Raw genomic sequence first — 17,459 nt, 5'->3', positions numbered from 1 at the left:
AACACCCATGCAGGAAACCGTGACCCTCTCCGCTGACTCCGGGCCGGACGTCCCCGTCCCGGACCTCACTCCGGTGAACCTCCGCGACCTCGGCGGCCTCCCCGTCGACGGCGGCATCACCCGCCATGGCGTGCTGCTGCGCAGCGACGATGTCTCCGTGATGCCCGCCGCCTTCGCACGGCAGATGATCGACGACGGCGTGCGTGCCGTTATCGATCTCCGCTCACCGGAGGAGGCGCTGCTGACCGGCCGCGGGCCGCTGACGCTGCCCGGCGTCAACTACCACCACCTGGCCCTGACCGCCTCCGTGTCCATGCCGGAGGACATCAGCCGGGAGCTCATGGCCGCCTCGGCAACGCCAGCACATGTGGGCGCCTGGTACGCGAACCTGCTGGAATCACAGGCGCGCCAACTGGCCCTCGGCGTCACCCTCGTGGCCATGGGTGACGGTGCCACGGTCTTTCACTGCGCGGCAGGCAAGGACCGGACGGGAGTCTTCGCCGCCGTCGTGCTTTCCCTGCTGGGAGCGTCCGCGGAGACCATCTCCGCGGACTATGCCGTGACCGCTGCCCGGCTGCCGCGGCTGTACCCGCGGCTCCGGGCGATCATGGGGCAGCTCATTCCGGAGTCGCAGCTTGCCGCCGGCCAGGACCGGGGCGCCATGATGGGCGCTCACGCGGCCTCGATGGACGCGATGCAGCGGATCCTGGTGGAGCGGCACGGCAGCGTGGCGGCGCCTGTGCGGCAGGCAGGGCTGAGCGATGCAGTCATTGAGCAGCTCCGCACCCGGCTGGTGGAACCCCGTGGCTGAGGCGCTGGCGGACCGGACTGATGCGGCGGCAGACACTGATGCGGCGGCGGACCGCCGGCCGGGCAGGCCCCGCGACACTTCGCTGGAGTCGGCCGTCCTCGCTGCCACGGCGGACCTGCTGCTGGAGCGGGACACGAAGGACGTGACCATCGCCGCCATCACGAAACGGTCCGGTGTCAGCCGCGCCGCTGTATACCGGCGCTGGGCCAGCCGGGAGGAGCTGCTCGCCGCCGCGCTGGACAGTGTGCGCTCCAGCGTTGAACTGATTCCCGGCGCCACCACGCTGGAAACGATCCTCAACAGCTATGAACAGTCCGCGGTCGCCGTCGAGGGGCGCGTGGGAACACTCGTGAAGAAGCGCGTGGCCATGGGCCTGGAGAACGAGGCGCTGCGGGCACTGTCCTGGGAGCGCCACGTGTCCCGCCGCCGCGAGCCGATCGCGGAGGAGATCCGGCGCGGGATTGCTGCCGGGGAAGTGGATCCGTCCGTGGACGTGGAGGCCATGATCGACCTCATCAACGGACTGTACTACTACCAGTTCGTGGTGCGGGCCCCCTCGGACCCGGAGGAAGGCAGGGCTCGGATCCGGGCGGCCGTCCGCCTGGTGTTCCGCGGCGCTTCCCCGGCCTGAGGCGCTTGCCCGCCCCGAGGTTCGGACTGCGTTCACTAGGCATTCATAGGCGCCGCAACCAGCTGACGGGCGTTCCGGCTGCTCAGGGCCCTGCTCCGGATTTGCCGGGCAGGGCCCTTTTTGCTGAAGATGAACGTTGGATGAAACGTCCGGGAACCCCGGCTGGGTGCGCGGTCCCTTGGCTATCCTTGGCCCATGGTTCTCCATGCACCCGAGGACGTTTTCGGCCCTTTGAAGAGCTCGGGGGATGCGCATCCGGAGTGGACCCTGCTGTACCGCAAGGGCCTGTCCCGGAAGAAAATCGCCGAACTCGCCCGAGTCAAAGTCTCCGCCGTCACAGCCCACCTCACGGCAGCCAAGGCCGCAGACCCGGGCCTGAAAACCGAGCACCGGGCAGCAACCGCAGCAGCAACCAGCCAGGCGGTGCCCGGCATCAAGCGCCTGTATCAACTGCTCTCCATGGTCGAGGCTACGGGCCGCTACCCCTCCCGCAACGCCGAGGACAAGGTGGAGCGGGAACTGGCCCAGTGGCTGCGGCGCCGCCGCCGCGACGCGGATGCCGGCATACTGAACCCGGTCATCGGCGCTGGCCTGTCCGTCCTGCCCGACTGGCGGCGCAAACCCCGCGAGGCCAGGGAGGACCAGCGATGGCAGGACCACCTGGACGGGCTGACCGCCCATCTGGCCGCGGGGAATCCCTGGCCGCGCACCACCCCCGGAGTGACCGGGCCCGAAAAGGAACTGGGTGGCTGGCTGCGTACCCAGCGCTACAAGTTCCGCCACGGCGACCTCTCAGCCGAACGTTCAGATGCGCTGGACGCCGCACTGCCCGGATGGCTCACCGGCCGCAAAGCGGCTGCCGAACCGTCCAGCGATGGGGACTAGGGCAGGGCCGTCATCGCCGTGGACCGGCTCTCCGCGTGGATCCGCCGGCGGCTCGCCGCCTGACCGGCTTCCGGCTGGCGCCGTCGGCTCAGTCGCCCACGGCATCCCGGCCGCGCCGCACGATGAGGGGGTCGGGTTCGTAGACCACGGAGGTGTCCTTGCCCTCGTAGTTGAACTGGTTCAGGAAGAAGCGCATCGCATTGACGCGCCCGCGTTTCTTGTCGTTGGACTTGATGGTGATCCACGGGGCGTGGTCCGTGTCGGTGCGCAGGAACGTCTGCTCCTTGGCCTCCGTGTAGTCCTCCCACCTGTCCAGCGAGGCCAGGTCCACGGGCGAGAGTTTCCAGCGCCGGACCGGGTCGATCTGCCGGATCGCGAAGCGCGTGCGCTGCTCGCGGCGGGTCACGGAAAACCAGAACTTGTTCAGGTGGATCCCGGAGTCAACCAGCATCTTCTCGAACTCGGGGACCTGCCCCATGAAGATGCGGTACTCCTCGTCCGTGCAGAACCCCATGACGCGTTCGACGTTGGCGCGGTTGTACCAGGAGCGGTCAAACATCACGATTTCTCCGGCCGTGGGCAGGTGCTGGACGTAGCGCTGGAAGTACCACTGGCCCTGTTCACGGTCGGAGGGCTTGCTCAGCGCCACGGTCCGGGCCGAGCGGGGATCCAGATGCTCGGTGAAGCGCTTAATGGTTCCGCCCTTACCGGCGGCGTCACGGCCCTCGAACACAATTACGTTCTTGAGGCCGCGGTCCTGGCCCCAGTACTGGAACTTCAGCAGCTCAATCTGCAGCAGGTATTTCTCCATCTCGTATTCCTGCCGGGACATCCTCACTGCGTAGGGGTAGTCCTCCCGCCACGTCTCCACCGCCGAACCGCCAGGGTCGATCAGCTCCGGGTCCTCTCCCTGCCCGCCTCTGACCGTGTACCCAGATACCACCAGGTCATCGATGGCCTGGCGCAGGTTTTCCCGGACCCACCAGTCTTCTCCTGGCGCCCACGGATTCTTGGACTCTGCCATCCGGATCTCCCCTCACTTCAGCCACTTTCGTTGTAACGCTGGCGGCCATTCCCCGCAAGGCGGGAGCCAGCCCTCCCGGGTCAGAGCCGGGACGCTGGGGCTGGCGCCGGGATCACAATCACCGGGCGGTGCTGGATGCGCACGAGCCGGGCGGACACGGAACGTTCCAGCAGCCTGCTGAGCGTTGCGCCGGCGCCGTAGCGGGGACCTCCGACGACGATGGCTGAGGCACCGGTGCTGTCGGCCAGTCGTGCAAGCGCCTCCGGAACCGACCCGTTCAGCACGCGGAGGGACCAGGCTTCTCCGGGAGCACCCAGGACCGCTTGCAGCGCGGACCGCACATCCGCTGCCGGGAACAGCGACTCGGGGTTTTGCTGCGGGTCGATTGAACCCGCCGTGCGGGTTCCTGCGGAGTCGAATTCGGCCAGGTACCCGGACGGGTCCACGAACGCGCAGACAAGGTGCACGCCCAGCCCGTCCGCGAGCTCGGTTGCACGCGCGATCAGCCGCCGCGGCGGGGCCCATGGCACGCCGACGATCAGGGGTCCGCGGGTCCACACGGACTCCTGATCCCGGTCGAGGGGAAGATCATCCATCTGCTGGCACGGTCCTCGTCAACGAATAGGTCCTCGCCACGGATTGCGGGGACGGCGCCGCACCGGGCGGCTACGAAGCGACTGCTCAGCTACGAAGCGGCCGGGTCCAGGTGCGCGCTCTTGACCTCCGGGGGCGTTGCACCCTGGATGACCCAGCGGTTGCCGTCCGGGTCGCTGAGGAACGCGAACAGCACGCCGCCCATGTCCTGGACCTCGCTGATGCCCGCGCCCCGGTCCAGCAGCTCAGCGCGTACCGCGTTGATGTCGGGGACGACGAGCTGCAGCCCCTCCAGGCTCCCCGGTGCCATGCTGGTCATTCCCGTGCCGATGACGATGGAGGCGGCGGAACCGGGCGGCGTCAGCTGCACCACCCTCATACCGGGGATGTGTTCCACGTCGTGGTCCAGGACGAAGCCCAGCTTCTCCACATAGAACGACTTCGCAGCGTCCACATCGGCTACAGGCACTTGCACAACTTCGAGGCGCATCTCCATGCGCCCCACCCTACCGCCCCGGCCCGCGCAAAACGCCGGCTCAGTCCGCCAGGACCTGCCGGATCCCGAACTCCCCCACCGAGAACATCCGCGGATTGTCGTCGGAGTTGCTCAGCATGGCAGTGGACAGGACGAGTGCCCAGCCACGGGCACGCGCCCATGTGCCCCTGTCCATCGAGGGGCCAAAGGCGCCCATGAAGCGCCGGCGTGTACCGGCGTCGAACATCAGCCACCCCACCGCAAGGTCAACGGCCGGGTCCCCCGCCCCGACATCGCCAAAATCGATCACGCCAGCCAGCGACCCGCCGGCTGCCAGCAGGATGTTGCCCGGATGCAGGTCGCCGTGGTGCATCACCGCCGGACCGTCCCATGCTCCGGCAGCACAGGCCTCAGCCCACACCGCCTTCAGTTCTGCTGCCCGGGGATAGCGGCGGCGGTCCCCCAGGCGCTCCGACACCACCGCGTTCCGGTCCGCCAGCGGCACTCCGCGGACGGGATTCACCGGGACTCCCGCTTCCGCGGGCACGTGAAGCGACTTGAGGAAGGCGGCCAGGCCCTCAACGGCCGGCGCACGGTCCGCCGGTCCGGCGTCCACAGCGGCAGTCCCGGGTACCCACCGGACAATGCTCCACGGCCAGGGAAAGTCCGACGTCGGCTGGCCGGCATGGACGGGCACAGGAACCGGAACCGGGGACCGGCCGGCGATGCCCGGAAGGTATCGCTGCTCATGCAGGATCAGCGGCACGGCCTCGTCCCGGCGGGGCAGCCGGACCGCAAGATCGTCCCCGAGCCGGAAGGTCGCGTTGTCCCAGCCGTTGGCCACCCGCACCAGGGAACGGCCAACAAGGTCGGGCCGCTGGTCCCCGATGAGGGCACGGACGACGGCGGCACCCACCTCCACCGTGGCCGGCGGCATTCCTGCCATGAGACTCCCCCTTTCCTGCTAGTAGACGGTGCCCTCCAGCAGTTCAGCAAGCCTGGTTGCAGCGCGGCGCAGTTCTGGTACCGCTGCCTTCAGCCCGTCTTCGGTGGCTGCTTCCACAGGGCTGGTCAGCGCAATCGACTCGCTGGGCAGCACACCCGACCGGTTGATGGCGATGGCGACCGAGAGGACTCCCGTGGCGCGCTCGTCGGCCGAGTAGGCGTAGTCCGTTCCGGGTTCGGGCAGGCGGGCCTTGAGCTCGGCCAGGCTGAAGGCGGGCGTTTCGTGCCCGGCCGCCACGGCCCCCTGCACCACCTCCTGGAGGTGGCCGTCCGGCGCCCCGGCCAGCAGGATCTTGCCCGCCGCGCCGACGGTGAGGGGCAGCCGCTTGCCCAAGGGCATGTCATACCGGAGCGGGGCGTCGCCGTCGACGCGGACCACCAGGATGCGCTCGAAGCCGAGGCGGGTATAGAGGGACGCGGTCATTCCGGTCTGCGCCGCCACCTGCTGGAGCACGGGGCGGGACGCGGTCACCAGGGGGTCGTTCTCGATGTAGCTGCGGGCAGCGGGCAGCACCGCCGGCCCGATCCGGTACGTCTTGTCCGTCTGGCTGACCATGCCGAAGTCCTGCAGGACCCGCAGGATGCGCAAGGTGGTGGGCAGGCTCATGCCGCAGTTCCGCGCAAGATCGCTGAGCCGCTGCGGCCGGTCTGCCCGCTGCAGCTCCGCAAACACCTCCAATGCGCGCGACAGCGAGCGCATGTTGGAGGGCTTGGCGCCGTCGTCCGCTGCTGTGCCGGGCGGGGTATTTGTCACGGTCATTCTTTCATTCTATGTAACTTCCCCTCTCCGCCTTCCGCTTGACAGCCCCTGTGGGCCGTGTCACTATTTCTACTGACGTAAGAGACTTTCATTCTATGAAAGCAATTGGAAGGCATTTTGATGACAACGGAGTCGACCATGACCCAGTCCCCCGCCCGGGCGAGGCCAGCGCGCAGCGTTCTGGCCGGGATCGCCGCCTTTGGGGCACTGGGCGCATACGTACTTGTCAGCTCGGTGGGCCTCGGTCTGTGGACCTCCCTGGGCCCGGGTCCCGGGCTGTTCCCGTTCGCCATGGGCGCGGTGCTGGCCTCGATGTCGGTGCTGTGGCTGCTGCAGGAGTTCAGGCGCCCCAGCGCAACCGGTGAGGGGGCCGACGGCGGACTGGTGCTCGCCGTCGTCGTCAGCCTTGTGCTGCTGGCAGCAGTGCTGGACCTGCTCGGCTTCCAGCTGAGCATGTTCCTCTTCCTGATGTACCACCTGAAGATCCGGGGGAAGAGGAGCTGGCTGTCCGCCCTGCTGATCGCCCTGGCCGGAAGCGTCGGTGCTTTCTACGCCTTCAACTACGGACTGAACGTGGCCCTGCCTGTCTCATCCATTCCCGTCCTGAACCTGATCGGACTCTAGACATGGACACCCTCAACGAACTGCTGAACGGCTTCGCGGCCGCGCTGACGTGGCAGAACCTCATCTTCGCGTTCCTGGGCTGCCTCCTGGGCACCGTGATCGGCGTCCTGCCGGGCATCGGCCCGGTGGCCGGCGTCGCCCTGCTCATCCCGCTCACCCTGAACATGGACCCCACGGGCTCGATCATCATGCTCTGTGCCATCTTCTACGGCACGGCCTACGGGGGAACCATCACCAGCGTGCTGCTGAACACCCCGGGTGAGGCGGCCTCGGCCATCACCACCATCGACGGCCACGCAATGACAAAGATGGGCAAGGCCGGTGCGGCGCTGACCATCGCCGCCATCGGTTCCTTCGTCGGCGGCACGATCGCCACCCTCGGGCTCGTCGCAGCCGCCAAACCCCTCGGCGAACTCGGCCTCCTCGTCGGTCCCCCGGAGTTCTTCGCCCTCATGGTGGTCGGCATCTCGCTGCTGGTGGCGCTGGCCGGGAAGTCCATGGTCAAGGCCCTGATCTCCGGAGCCCTCGGCCTGCTGATCTCCATGGTCGGCATCGACCCGGTCGCGGGCGCACCCCGCTTCACGTTCGGCATGGACCGGCTCCTGGACGGCGTCAGCTTCGTAGCCGTCATCGTCGGTGTCTTCGGCCTGTCCGAGATCCTCTCCCACCGCAAGGGCGGGTCCGCCGTGGTGCACGCCCCCGGCTTCCGTTCACTGCTGCCCACCAGAAACGAATGGCGCCGCAGCGCGCCTTCCATGGCACGCGGAACCGGCATCGGCTTCGGGCTCGGCCTCATCCCCGGCATGACCGGATCGGTTGCATCCCTTCTCTCCTACGGCGCCGAGAAGAAGTTCTCCAAGCACCGCAGCGAGCTCGGACACGGCGCCGTCGAGGGCGTTGCCGGACCGGAAACAGCCAACAACGCCCATGCCAACGCAGCCCTCATCCCGCTGTTCACCCTCGGGATCCCCGCCTCGCCCACCATCGCCGTCCTCATGGGAGCCTTCCTCCAGCAGGGCCTGACTCCGGGACCGACGCTGTTCACCGAGCACTCCGAGATTGCCTGGGCGATCATCGCCAGCCTCTTCATCGGCAACCTCCTGCTGGTGCTCCTCAACGTCCCCCTCGTTGGACTGTGGACCTCGATCCTGCGGGTGCCGTCCGCCATTCTGACGGCACTGATCCTGCTCTTCATGGTCATCGGCGCCTACACCATCAACTTCAGCGTCTTTGACGTCTTCGTGATGATCGGCTTCGGCCTGCTGGGCCTGGCCCTCCGGCACCTGGAGATCCCGCTGGCCCCCATGGTCCTCACCCTGGTGCTGGGCCCGCTCATGGAACGGTCGCTGCGCGAATCGCTGGAGATCTCCCAGGGTGACTTCAGCATCTTCATGAACCGCCCCATCTCCCTGGTCCTGATCATCCTCGGCGTCCTGATCATCTGCAGCCCGCTGCTGAAGCTCCGCAAGCCCAAGGCCCTGATGGACGACCCCGAAACCTAAGCCCACCCCCAGAAACAAACAACCCAACTCTTCGAAGGAGAAGACCCTTGTCACCCAAGAACCGCAAGAAAGTAACAGCAGCCCTCGCTGCGGCCGCCCTGCTCGCCCTCACAGGTTGCGGCGCCAATGCCGGCGCAACCTCCGCAGCAGGCGACGACTTCCCCAAGAAGGGCAAGTCCATTGACCTCATTGTTGCCTTCTCTTCGGGCGGGGCCGTGGACACCGCAGCCCGCCTCGTCCAGCCGGTCCTGGAGAAGGAACTGGGCACCAACGTCGAGGTCATCAACAAGCCCGGCGCCGGAGGCCAGATCGGCTACACGCAGCTGACCAGCGCCAAACCGGACGGCTACACCATCGGTGCCACCGGTTCCCCGTCCGTCGTCGTTTCCCCGCTGGACCCCAGCCGCGGCGCGAAATACACGCGCAGCAGTTTCCAGCCGCTGGGCCGCCAGGTCATTGACCCGGCCGTCATCGCCGTCCAGCCGGACAGCCCGTACAAGTCGCTCAAGGAACTTCTGGACGCGGCCAAGGCCAACCCCAAGTCCATGACTGCCAGCACCACCGGGCTGCAGACCGGCGAACACTTCGCGCTTGCCCAGATCCAGGAAACCACCGGCGCCGAATTCGCACCGGTCCACTTCTCCGAGGGAGCATCCCAGGCCACCACGGCATTCCTTGGCAAGCACGTGGACATCCTGGTGGCCAACGTCAGCGACGTCACCGACCTGACCAAGCAGAACAAGGCCCGCGTCCTCGGCATCATGACCGCCGAGCGGTCCCCGTCCCTGCCGGACGTCCCCACGTTCAAGGAAAGCGGATACGACGTCGAAGCCGGCACCGCCCGCGGTTACTCCGCCCCCGCCGGCCTGCCGGACGCCGTCGCCAAGAAGCTCGAAGCCGCCCTGCAGAAGGCCATCGACGACCCGGAGGTCGTCAAGAAGATGAACGACCTCGGCCTGCAGACCAGCTACCTCTCCGGCAAGGAGTACCAGACGTTCTGGGCAGGCCAGGAGGAGGACTTCAAGAAGGTCCTGCCCCTGGTCCAGAAGAAGGACTAGCCCAGCCCGAACCACCGCCCACGCTTTAGCCGCCACACCAACACCATTAGGGAAGACACCGCCATGACCACCCCCGCCCTTCAGGGCACCTCCTTCACCCGCCCGGACCAGGAACTGGTCGACCGGCTGGCCAAGCTGCCCGCCGCGAACATCGGGGACGCCATGGACCGGCTGGGCGTTGCCGACTCCGCGATCCAGGCGATCTGGCCCGGAGCGAAAATCGCCGGTCCCGCCTTCACCGTCTGGACCCGCCCGGGGGACAACCAGGGCATCCACCAGGCCCTGGGGCTTGCCAAGCCAGGGGACGTCATCGTGGTCTCAGGCGGCGGCGACGAGTCCCGCGCCCTCCTGGGCGAGCTGATCGGTGAGCGCGCGATCAATCTCGGCATCGCGGGCTTCGCCCTTGACGGCGCGGCTCGCGATGCCGAGGCCCTCGGCGAGATCGGGATGCCCGTCTTCGCCCGGGCGGTCACCCCGGCGGGCCCGTTCAAGAACGGACCGCACCGGCTCGGCGGCCCCGTGGCCTTCGGCGGTGTTCCGGTCATGCCGGGCGACATCATCATCGGCGACTCCGACGGCGTCGTCGTCATCCCCCGGGAGCAGGCCGAGGCCGTAGCGGAAGCCGCCGAAGCGGTCTTCACCGACGAAACCAACCGCCGGGCCTCGATCATCGCCGCCCGCGGCCAGCAGTAAACGCCCAGCAAGTAAGGAAAGACATCCCATGACAAAGTGCACCATCATCGGCCTGGGTGAAGCGGGTGCAGCCTATGCGGAAGCACTCGCCGCAGCGGGCCACCAGGTCACCGGGTTCGACCCCGTGGCCACGTCCACCCCGCTGGGAACAACGCGGGCGGCCACTGCAGCCGAAGCGTGCGAGGGCGCAGACATCGTCCTGGTGCTCACCGGCGCGGCTGCTGCACGCAACGTCGCCCAAGACTGCCTGCCGGTGCTCCCGGCCGGCAGCACCTACGCGGACTTCACCTCATCCTCCCCCGCAGTGATGCAGGAGCTCGGCCAGCTGCCCACCAAGGCAAGCTTCGCCGACGTCGCAATCCTTGGGCCCGTCGCCGCCCTAGGCGCCAAAACCCCGCTGATGGTCAGCGGCTCCGGAGCCGATGCGGTGGTGCGGCTGCTGACGCCGTTGGGCGTCGACGTCGAAATCGCCGACGGCGGGCCGGGGGCGGCCATGTCCCACAAGCTGCTGCGCAGCGTCCTGATGAAAGGCCTCGCGTCGGTGGTGGTTGAAGCGGTCACCGCCGGCCGGGCCGCCGGGCTGGAAGGATGGATCCGGGAGCAGATTGCCCGCCAGCTCGCCGGCGACGGCCAGGCCGTCATCGACAGGTTCCTCACCGGAACGTCCAAGCACGCGGTGCGCCGGTCCCGGGAAATGCAGGACACGGCAAGCTACCTCGCCGAACTCGGCGTCCCCGCAGAAATGACCGAAGCCTCAGCGTCCGCCCTGACGCGGATTGCGGCAGCACAGGCACCGGAGGCCGCCCTGCGCTGAGCGCGCATGAGGCAGAATCAATGAACAGGGAGTCAACGTTGAACCCGGAAGCAAGCAAACCCGAAGGAGCAGCCCGATGATCGGCATCTGGGCACTGGGAGCCTACCTGGCTGTCATCCTGCTCTGGACGACTGTCATCAAACGCAGTGTCGGCGAGGCCATGCTCCTCGGATTTCTCGTTGTCCTTCCGTTCACTGGGTCCGCCGCCCAAGTCGGCTGGGACGCGTTCTACGATGCCATCACCGATGAGATCGTCTATGCCACCATGGCCTTCGTCTTCATGGGTTACCTGCTGGAGCGGACCGGTGTGCTGGACCGGCTCATCGATTTGCTGAACTCCCTGATCGGCGGGGTCAAAGGCGGCCCGGCCTGGGTCTCCACGGTCGCGTCGGCAGGCCTGGGCGGCGTGGTGCACAACCAGGCCGCGATCGCCGCGACCGTGGGCTCGGTGACCATCCCGTGGATGGAAAAGTCCCGACTGGACAAGCCTTCCGCCGCAACGCTGGTGGCAGGCAACGCGGGCATGGGCATCACCTTCCCGTTCAGCGCGTCCATGTTTGTCCTCGTGGGATCGGCCACGGTGGGGCCGCTGCTGCAGGTCAACGACCTCGTCCTGCCCCTGCTGATCGGCGGGCTCTGGTGCTTCCTGCACCGGCTGATCGTCACCTACGTGCTGATCCGCAAGAGCGACATGGCAGCCCTCGATCCGGCGCACCGGACGCCCGTCCGCCGGGCCTTCGCCCAAGGCTGGGGCACCATGCTCCTGTTCGTCGTGGTGGCCATCCCGCTGATCATCACCTCCGGGGCAATCGCCAGCGCCCTCTCGGACTGGACGGGCTCAGACGTGGCCAAGTCCGTCAGCGTCATCGCGTGGATCCCGGTGGTCCTGATCGTCACGGGCACCATCCTTGGCTGGAAGCGGCTGCCGCGCAGCCCGAAGGCCTGCTGGGACTTCCTGCAGCAGTCCGCCCCGCGCTTCGGCGTCGTCGGCGTCACCGTGGTGTTCGCGTTCGCGGGCGCCAACGCCCTGGCCGCCACCGGCCTGCCCAAACAGATGACAGCACTGCTGAACGACCTCCACCTGCCGCTGTGGCTGCTGGCCATCCTGATCGGGTTGATCGTCATCGCCGTGGCCGCCCCCTTGTCCGCGACGGCGACCATGGCCGCCGTCGGAACCGTGGGTGTGGCCACGCTGGTGGCCGCCGGCGTGCCGGCCACCACCGCGGCGGTCGCCGTGCTGGTCTTCTCGTCCTGCGAGGCCGCGGTCCCGCCCGGCGGTGCTCCCCTGTACGTCGCCTGCGGCATCGCGGATGTGGACCCGATCAAGACGTTTGCCCGCCTGTTCGTCCTCTACGCCCTGCCGCTACTGGCCATCGGCGTGCTGATCGCCGTCGGTGTCCTGCCCATCGGCGTCCCCTCCCTCTAGGAACCGTGGAAATGCAGAAGCTACAACACACCATCAGCGCCGTCTTCGTGGTCAGCCTGGCGGCACTCCTCATCGCCGGCGCAGTTTTCGTGGCCGGGCAGGCCCTGGCCCTGGCCGCCGGGCAGGGTGACTGGCTGGCGGTCCTCAACGAAGCCGTCAAGGGACCGGCGTGCATCGCCGCGTCCGTCTGCGCCATCGCCGGGTTCCTGCTTAGCTACAAGCAGCCCGCAAAACAAAACCACCCGCAGCAGGAAGCCCGCACCCCATGACCTCCACGGAATCCGGCACAACGTACCCTTCCTATGAGTCCCTGCTGGAACGGGAAGGGCGCCTTGCCGGCACATCCTGGGGCCTGTTCCCCGACAGCGAGCGCGGCACCCCGTCCTTCATCGGGCCGGATTCCGTCCGGGAAGCCTCCGCGTGCATCCGGACCGGCACCGCCTTCGGCCTCGACTACCCCGCCGACGCCTTCGACCCCGGCATGTCCCTGAAACGGCGTGCTCCCCGGCACACGATCTATTCGGCGCATCCAGCCCACCGCGACGACTACGTCGACGGCTATTACCTCCAGGGCTCAAGCCAGATCGATGGCCTCCGGCACCGCCGGGCAGACGACGTCGGCTTCTACAACGGCACACCCGACGACGAGATCCGCGAAGGAACATCCGCCCTGGGCATCCAGGTCTGGGCCGAACAGCCCATCGTCGGCCGGGGTGTGCTGGTGGACGTCGACGGATACTGCCGGCAGCAGGGCACCCCCATCGACCATGCGGCAGGCCAGGTTCTTGGCCTTGGACTGATCCAGGCCGCGGCCAAGGCCCAGTCTCTGATTCTCCGGCCCGGGGACATCCTCATGCTGCACACGGGCTGGTGCGAATGGTTCCTCTCCCTCCCGGCGGAGGACAAGAACACCCTCCGCGACAGCCGCCGGGCCAGCGGCATCGAACAGTCGTCAGAGTTTGTCGCCTGGGCCTGGGACAGCCAACTCGCCGTCATTGCCGCGGACAACTTCGCCGTCGAATGCCTGCCGCCCGTCCCCACGAGCCCCTTCCGGGACACGGCCCCCAACGACCACGGCATGATGCACCAGCAGCTCCTCGCCAAACTCGGCCTGCCGCTGGGCGAGCTCTGGCAGCTCGGTCCGCTCAGCCGGCACATGAAGGCGGCCGGGACCTGGGATGCATTCGTCACCATCAAACCGCTGAACATCACCGGGGCCACCGGCTCCCCGGCGAACGCGACGGCAGTGACGTAGCAACTCCACCCCCGACTTGTTAGCCACGTCACATTCGTCTATGGTTGTCCGGGGCCACAGCGTGGTGGCCCTTTCTTAATTGGGGAGACAACTTAGTGAACGAGAAGCTGCGGGTGCTGGTCAGTGTTGACCTCGACGGTGCCAAGGCCCAGGTCAAGACGCAGGGTCATGTGACTGTCCAGAGCATTCAGGGTTTGTACGACGTCATGAAGCGCGCCGACTCGCTGGTCCCGGGACTGGCACTGGAACTGGACATGACCCTGGCCGAGGTTGAGCCTCAGGCCATGGAGGAGCTCCGGGGCTGCGCCCGTTCCCATCACCTTCCGCTGCAGGTCGATCCGCTTCAGCGCGATTACCGGTTCAGCATCCTGGCGCCCAAAGTGGTGGCCCTCCCGGTCGCAGCACCTGCACTGGCAGCCGCCTGAGCTAAATCCCGGCGGCCCAGTCGTCGTCGTAAGCGCGGCCGCGGAAGTGGGCCCGGAGGTACTCCCCCACAACCGCGGCGCCAAGGTCCCCGGTGTCGGGTGCAACCACCCGGCCGTCGATCCTGCGCGCCAGCCGCCGCACAAACCGTTCCAGCCCCGGGTCGTCGCCGAGCCGGAAGAACGTAGCCTGCGTGCCAGCACGCGCCAGCCGGTCCAGCTCCGCGACCGTGACGCGGATGGTCTCCGGGTCCGGCGGCCAGCAGAACCACGACTCGCCGTCGGCCAGCAGATGGGCGGTGGGCTCGCCGTCAGTGACCACCAGCAGGACTGGCTGCATCGACGGGTGCTGGCGGAAGAAGCGGCCAGCCAGCAGCAGCCCGTGGTGCAAGTTGGTTCCCTGTTCCCGCAGGGCCGGCAGGGCCGTGAGCTCGCCGATGTCCATGGACTGCGCGTAGCGGCCGAACGTGACCAGCTGCAGCCGGTCGCCGCGGAACCGGGTGGAGACGAGGTGGTGCAGGGCAAGCGCCGTGCGTTTCATCGGCACCCACCGCCCTTCGGCCGCCATCGAGAAGGACACGTCGGCGAGCAGGACGACGGCCGCCTGGGTCCGCGCTTCTGTCTCCGTCACCTCAATATCCCCCACGGCCAGACGCAAACCGCTGCCGGGATCACCGCCGTCGGCCATGGTGCGCCGGATCGCGTTGGTGATGGTGCGGGTGACGTCCCACGGCTCGGCATCGCCGAACTCCCACTGCCGGCTGGAGCCGGTCTGCTCTCCGGCCGCCCCGGCAACGCGCGTGTCCCGGCGCCCCTGCCGGCCGGACAGCTGCTTGGCGGTGTCCCGCAGCAGGGACTTCCCGAGCCGCCGCATGGCCTGCGGTGACAGCCTGAGGTCACCGTCGGCCCCGCGCCGCAGGTAGCCGCCGTCCTGCATCGCCCGCTCGATCTCCGCGAGGGTGCGGGCCGTCACGGCGGCGTTCTGCCCCAGCTGGCGGGCCAGGGCATCCAGGTCCAGGTCGTCGAGGGTGGACCCGTTGTACTGCTGGGAGAGCTGTTCGGACAGCTCGTCGAGCTCGGCGATGTCCTGCAGCACGCCGGTGCCGTCACCTAGTCCGACTCCTTCCTGGCCCCCGAAACGCTCAGAGCCGCTCCAGTCCTCGCCGGGGCGCAGCGCGCGCAGGCTGTCGTCGAGCTGATTGAGCTGCGCCATCAGTTCGGCCGAGCCGAACGCCTGGGCGGACAGCCGCATCAGCTCCTCGCGCTGCTCGGGGGACATCGACTGCAGCAGCCGCTGGGCCGCGGCCGCGCGCTTGGCGAGGGCGTCCACCAGTTCCTCGACGGACTGCGGGTTCTCCGGGAAGTAGTTACCGTGCTTGGCCATGAACCCCCGGAAGTCGGCGTCCGTGTCCTCGCCGCGGCGATGCTTGCCGAGCAGCTCGTTGAGGTCGCGCAGCATCTCGCTGACGGCTTCGCGGTCCTCATCGGTTGCGTTCTCGAGCGCCTGCTTCATGCCGGCGAACCGCTGGTCAAGGACTTCACGGCCCAGCAGGTCCTTGATCCTGTCGTAGGCTTCCCGGGCGCTGCTCGACTGCCAGTCGTACGAAGCGAGTTCGTTGACTGCAGCCGCCGTGGACGGGGGCAGGTTCTGCAGCTGCATCTCGCGGAAGGCACGGTCCGTGTTGTCCATCATGGCGTCGCGGGCAAGCTGCTTGCGCTCCTCCAGCACCGCGGTGTCCAGCAGCTTCTTGACCTCCTCGAGGGTGCCGTCCAGCCGGTGGCGGCCCAGCAGTTCGCTGCGCCGCTGCTGGACGCGCCGGGCCAGGTTGTCGAGCCCTTCGCGGTCCCGGCCGCCGCGCCGGAGGAACTCCTGCAGGGCGTGCCGGGGTGAGTAGCCTGCCATGACGTCCTCGGCGATCGCGTCCAGCGCCTCAGCCAGGTCCACCGGCGGGGCAAGCGGGTCCGGACCACCGGCGTACCGGCCGTACCTGGACCGGTTGTGCAGGGTCATGATGCCTCCCGTGCCCGTTAATTTGTACCCGGCAGAAACTGTGCTTAGCCGTAGACCGTTTCCTCGTCGTCGGACTCCTTGGAGATCCGCCGGGCGAGGTAGAGGCCCTCCAGCGCAAGTTCGACGGCGGCGGCGCGCTGTCCGTCGTTTTTCGCGCCGAGGCGCTCACCGATTTTGTCGTAGAGGCTTGATCCGTTGAGGGACGGAAGGTTCTCGAGGAATTCCCGCGCCGTGACCTGGTCCCCGGTGGTCACGGTGGTGTGCCCGTCGAGGGCGGCCACGAGCGGGCCCATGTCGATGCCCTGGAAGTGTGCCCGGACGGCTTCGGCGGTGGCCGTGCGCAGCAGGTGGTCGAGGATGCCCTGTTCGCGCCCTTCCTCACCCGACTCAAACTCGATCTTCCCCGTGAGGACCTCCACCGCGGTCTCCAGGTCGATGATCCGCGCCACGGCCGGGTCCTCACCACGCACGCTGGCCCTGCGCAGGGCGGCGGCGGCGACGGTTTCGGCGCCGGCGATGGCGAACCGCGCGGAAACCCCCGAGGTCTGGTTGATGGCCTGCGACTGCCGCAGCGCCCGGGTGTAGCGGGCCAGGATCTCGAGGATGACGGGCGGGACGTCGGCCACCAGCTTTCCCTCCTGGCGGATGACGGAGACCTCGTCACCGAGCTCGATCGGGTAGTGGGTGCGGATTTCGGCGCCGAAGCGGTCTTTCAGGGGCGTGATGATCCGGCCGCGGTTGGTGTAGTCCTCCGGGTTGGCGGACGCGACGACGAGCACGTCGAGCGGCAGCCGCAGCACGTAGCCGCGGATCTGGATGTCGCGCTCCTCCATCACGTTGAGCATCGACACCTGGATCCGCTCGGCGAGGTCGGGCAGCTCGTTGATGGCGATGATGCCGCGGTTGGAGCGCGGGACGAGGCCGTAGTGGATAGTTTCCGGGTCGCCTAGACGGCGGCCCTCGGCCACGCGCATCGGGTCGACGTCACCGATGAGGTCTGCCACGGAGGTGTCCGGCGTCGCGAGCTTTTCGACGTACCGTTCCGAACGGTGGCGCCACGCCACCCGCAGCCGGTCCCCCTCGGTGAGGGCACGGGCGCGGGACTGCTCGGTGATCGGTTCGTACGGGTGTTCGTTGAGTTCAGACTCCTCGATCACGGGCGACCATTCGTCCAGCAGTCCGGCCAGGGTGCGAAGCAGCCGGGTCTTGCCCTGCCCGCGTTCGCCGAGCAGGACGACGTCGTGGCCGGCGATCAGGGCACGCTCGAGCTGCGGAAGGACGGTCCGGCTGAATCCGAACAACCCGGGCCACGGATCGCGACCGGCGGCGAGCGCGGCGATCAGGTTGTCGCGGATTTCGTGGCGCAGGTCCTTGTGGACATGGCCGGATGCACGCAGTTCGCCAACGGTGAAGATATCGGGACGATCACTCACCCCTCTACCGTAGTCCTCGACCCGGACCGTGGCACC

Annotated in this window: 19 protein-coding genes; 12 read left to right on the top strand and 7 right to left on the bottom strand. The window is 68.1% G+C overall.

Annotation, left to right across the window (positions count from 1 at the left end; translation table 11 throughout):
• Positions 1 to 7: 7 nt before the first annotated feature.
• The 3 genes from AC5RWD_RS19580 (at position 8) to AC5RWD_RS19570 (ending at position 2,327) form a co-directional block, all read left to right on the top strand.
• Positions 8 to 811 carry a tyrosine-protein phosphatase gene (locus AC5RWD_RS19580; protein WP_494021609.1) on the top strand — a complete coding sequence of 268 codons (804 nt, stop codon included), beginning with the start codon at positions 8 to 10 and terminating at the stop codon, positions 809 to 811.
• Positions 804 to 1,442 (top strand): TetR/AcrR family transcriptional regulator, encoded by a 639-nt coding sequence (locus tag AC5RWD_RS19575; RefSeq protein ID WP_494021608.1) that lies wholly within the window; start codon positions 804 to 806, stop codon positions 1,440 to 1,442. The genes AC5RWD_RS19580 and AC5RWD_RS19575 overlap by 8 nt, the downstream gene beginning before the upstream one ends.
• A 195-nt stretch (positions 1,443 to 1,637) precedes the next feature.
• Positions 1,638 to 2,327 (top strand): helicase associated domain-containing protein, encoded by a 690-nt coding sequence (locus AC5RWD_RS19570; protein WP_494021607.1) that lies wholly within the window; start codon positions 1,638 to 1,640, stop codon positions 2,325 to 2,327.
• Positions 2,328 to 2,415: 88 nt separating this feature from the next.
• Here AC5RWD_RS19570 and ppk2 read toward each other — a convergent pair whose 3' ends face one another.
• From ppk2 to AC5RWD_RS19545, 5 genes are all read right to left on the bottom strand, one after another.
• Positions 2,416 to 3,351, bottom strand: a complete 936-nt coding sequence (gene ppk2 / locus AC5RWD_RS19565; RefSeq protein WP_494021606.1) for a polyphosphate kinase 2 — start codon at positions 3,349 to 3,351, stop codon at positions 2,416 to 2,418.
• A gap of 80 nt (positions 3,352 to 3,431) precedes the next feature.
• A complete protein-coding gene (locus AC5RWD_RS19560) occupies positions 3,432 to 3,947 on the bottom strand; it encodes a universal stress protein (protein WP_494021605.1) in 516 nt (171 codons plus the stop codon).
• 89 nt (positions 3,948 to 4,036) lie between these two features.
• A complete protein-coding gene (locus AC5RWD_RS19555) occupies positions 4,037 to 4,441 on the bottom strand; it encodes a VOC family protein (protein WP_494021604.1) in 405 nt (134 codons plus the stop codon).
• Between the two features lie 40 nt (positions 4,442 to 4,481).
• On the bottom strand, positions 4,482 to 5,366 hold the full coding sequence (locus AC5RWD_RS19550) for an aminoglycoside phosphotransferase family protein (RefSeq protein WP_494021603.1): 885 nt from the start codon (positions 5,364 to 5,366) through the stop codon (positions 4,482 to 4,484).
• A gap of 18 nt (positions 5,367 to 5,384) precedes the next feature.
• Entirely contained in the window at positions 5,385 to 6,185 is an 801-nt protein-coding gene (locus AC5RWD_RS19545) for an IclR family transcriptional regulator (RefSeq protein ID WP_494021602.1), read from the bottom strand.
• Between the two features lie 120 nt (positions 6,186 to 6,305).
• On the opposite strand from AC5RWD_RS19545, the gene AC5RWD_RS19540 reads away from it, so the two are divergent.
• The 9 genes from AC5RWD_RS19540 (at position 6,306) to AC5RWD_RS19500 (ending at position 13,982) form a co-directional block, all read left to right on the top strand.
• Complete coding sequence (locus AC5RWD_RS19540) at positions 6,306 to 6,809, top strand: tripartite tricarboxylate transporter TctB family protein (RefSeq protein WP_494021601.1); 504 nt, start codon at positions 6,306 to 6,308, stop codon at positions 6,807 to 6,809.
• Positions 6,810 to 6,811: 2 nt separating this feature from the next.
• The gene (locus AC5RWD_RS19535; protein WP_494021600.1) at positions 6,812 to 8,311 is read left to right on the top strand and encodes a tripartite tricarboxylate transporter permease; all 1,500 of its coding nucleotides are present in this window, start codon (positions 6,812 to 6,814) and stop codon (positions 8,309 to 8,311) included.
• 47 nt (positions 8,312 to 8,358) lie between these two features.
• A complete protein-coding gene (locus tag AC5RWD_RS19530) occupies positions 8,359 to 9,369 on the top strand; it encodes a tripartite tricarboxylate transporter substrate binding protein (RefSeq protein WP_494021599.1) in 1,011 nt (336 codons plus the stop codon).
• A gap of 63 nt (positions 9,370 to 9,432) precedes the next feature.
• Positions 9,433 to 10,062 (top strand): RraA family protein, encoded by a 630-nt coding sequence (locus AC5RWD_RS19525; protein ID WP_494021598.1) that lies wholly within the window; start codon positions 9,433 to 9,435, stop codon positions 10,060 to 10,062.
• Between the two features lie 28 nt (positions 10,063 to 10,090).
• Entirely contained in the window at positions 10,091 to 10,876 is a 786-nt protein-coding gene (locus AC5RWD_RS19520; RefSeq protein WP_494021597.1) for an NAD(P)-dependent oxidoreductase, read from the top strand.
• A 76-nt stretch (positions 10,877 to 10,952) separates the two neighbouring features.
• Entirely contained in the window at positions 10,953 to 12,302 is a 1,350-nt protein-coding gene (locus tag AC5RWD_RS19515) for a TRAP transporter large permease subunit (RefSeq protein WP_494021596.1), read from the top strand.
• A gap of 11 nt (positions 12,303 to 12,313) precedes the next feature.
• Positions 12,314 to 12,571 (top strand): hypothetical protein, encoded by a 258-nt coding sequence (locus AC5RWD_RS19510; RefSeq protein WP_494021595.1) that lies wholly within the window; start codon positions 12,314 to 12,316, stop codon positions 12,569 to 12,571.
• On the top strand, positions 12,568 to 13,557 hold the full coding sequence (locus tag AC5RWD_RS19505; RefSeq protein ID WP_494021594.1) for a cyclase family protein: 990 nt from the start codon (positions 12,568 to 12,570) through the stop codon (positions 13,555 to 13,557). Before AC5RWD_RS19510 ends, AC5RWD_RS19505 begins: the two co-directional genes overlap by 4 nt.
• 95 nt (positions 13,558 to 13,652) lie before the next feature.
• The gene (locus tag AC5RWD_RS19500; RefSeq protein WP_494021593.1) at positions 13,653 to 13,982 is read left to right on the top strand and encodes a hypothetical protein; all 330 of its coding nucleotides are present in this window, start codon (positions 13,653 to 13,655) and stop codon (positions 13,980 to 13,982) included.
• A 1-nt stretch (position 13,983) separates the two neighbouring features.
• Here AC5RWD_RS19500 and AC5RWD_RS19495 read toward each other — a convergent pair whose 3' ends face one another.
• Both AC5RWD_RS19495 and AC5RWD_RS19490 read right to left on the bottom strand, forming a co-directional pair.
• Positions 13,984 to 15,990 carry a vWA domain-containing protein gene (locus tag AC5RWD_RS19495; RefSeq protein WP_494021592.1) on the bottom strand — a complete coding sequence of 669 codons (2,007 nt, stop codon included), beginning with the start codon at positions 15,988 to 15,990 and terminating at the stop codon, positions 13,984 to 13,986.
• Between the two features lie 44 nt (positions 15,991 to 16,034).
• Positions 16,035 to 17,423: a sigma 54-interacting transcriptional regulator gene (locus AC5RWD_RS19490; RefSeq protein WP_494021591.1), complete on the bottom strand. Its 1,389-nt coding sequence runs from the start codon at positions 17,421 to 17,423 to the stop codon at positions 16,035 to 16,037.
• Positions 17,424 to 17,459 lie beyond the last annotated feature (36 nt).

It is taken from the genome of Arthrobacter sp. CMU6, from assembly GCF_059090205.1.
Note: the sequence above shows the minus strand (reverse complement) of the source record. Positions and strands in the feature narration are given on the sequence as shown.

What these genes read in the sequence shown, in the direction of transcription:
- AC5RWD_RS19520 (WP_494021597.1), top strand. Translation starts at nt 10,091, where the DNA reads ATGACAAAGTGCACCATCATCGGCCTGGGTGAAGCGGGTGCAGCCTAT.
- AC5RWD_RS19535 (WP_494021600.1), top strand. Translation starts at nt 6,812, where the DNA reads ATGGACACCCTCAACGAACTGCTGAACGGCTTCGCGGCCGCGCTGACG.
- AC5RWD_RS19550 (WP_494021603.1), bottom strand. Translation starts at nt 5,366, where the DNA reads ATGGCAGGAATGCCGCCGGCCACGGTGGAGGTGGGTGCCGCCGTCGTC.
- AC5RWD_RS19545 (WP_494021602.1), bottom strand. Translation starts at nt 6,185, where the DNA reads ATGACCGTGACAAATACCCCGCCCGGCACAGCAGCGGACGACGGCGCC.
- AC5RWD_RS19505 (WP_494021594.1), top strand. Translation starts at nt 12,568, where the DNA reads ATGACCTCCACGGAATCCGGCACAACGTACCCTTCCTATGAGTCCCTG.
- AC5RWD_RS19580 (WP_494021609.1), top strand. Translation starts at nt 8, where the DNA reads ATGCAGGAAACCGTGACCCTCTCCGCTGACTCCGGGCCGGACGTCCCC.
- AC5RWD_RS19540 (WP_494021601.1), top strand. Translation starts at nt 6,306, where the DNA reads ATGACAACGGAGTCGACCATGACCCAGTCCCCCGCCCGGGCGAGGCCA.
- AC5RWD_RS19525 (WP_494021598.1), top strand. Translation starts at nt 9,433, where the DNA reads ATGACCACCCCCGCCCTTCAGGGCACCTCCTTCACCCGCCCGGACCAG.
- AC5RWD_RS19515 (WP_494021596.1), top strand. Translation starts at nt 10,953, where the DNA reads ATGATCGGCATCTGGGCACTGGGAGCCTACCTGGCTGTCATCCTGCTC.
- AC5RWD_RS19555 (WP_494021604.1), bottom strand. Translation starts at nt 4,441, where the DNA reads ATGGAGATGCGCCTCGAAGTTGTGCAAGTGCCTGTAGCCGATGTGGAC.
- AC5RWD_RS19560 (WP_494021605.1), bottom strand. Translation starts at nt 3,947, where the DNA reads ATGGATGATCTTCCCCTCGACCGGGATCAGGAGTCCGTGTGGACCCGC.
- AC5RWD_RS19510 (WP_494021595.1), top strand. Translation starts at nt 12,314, where the DNA reads ATGCAGAAGCTACAACACACCATCAGCGCCGTCTTCGTGGTCAGCCTG.
- AC5RWD_RS19570 (WP_494021607.1), top strand. Translation starts at nt 1,638, where the DNA reads ATGGTTCTCCATGCACCCGAGGACGTTTTCGGCCCTTTGAAGAGCTCG.
- AC5RWD_RS19495 (WP_494021592.1), bottom strand. Translation starts at nt 15,990, where the DNA reads ATGACCCTGCACAACCGGTCCAGGTACGGCCGGTACGCCGGTGGTCCG.
- ppk2 (WP_494021606.1), bottom strand. Translation starts at nt 3,351, where the DNA reads ATGGCAGAGTCCAAGAATCCGTGGGCGCCAGGAGAAGACTGGTGGGTC.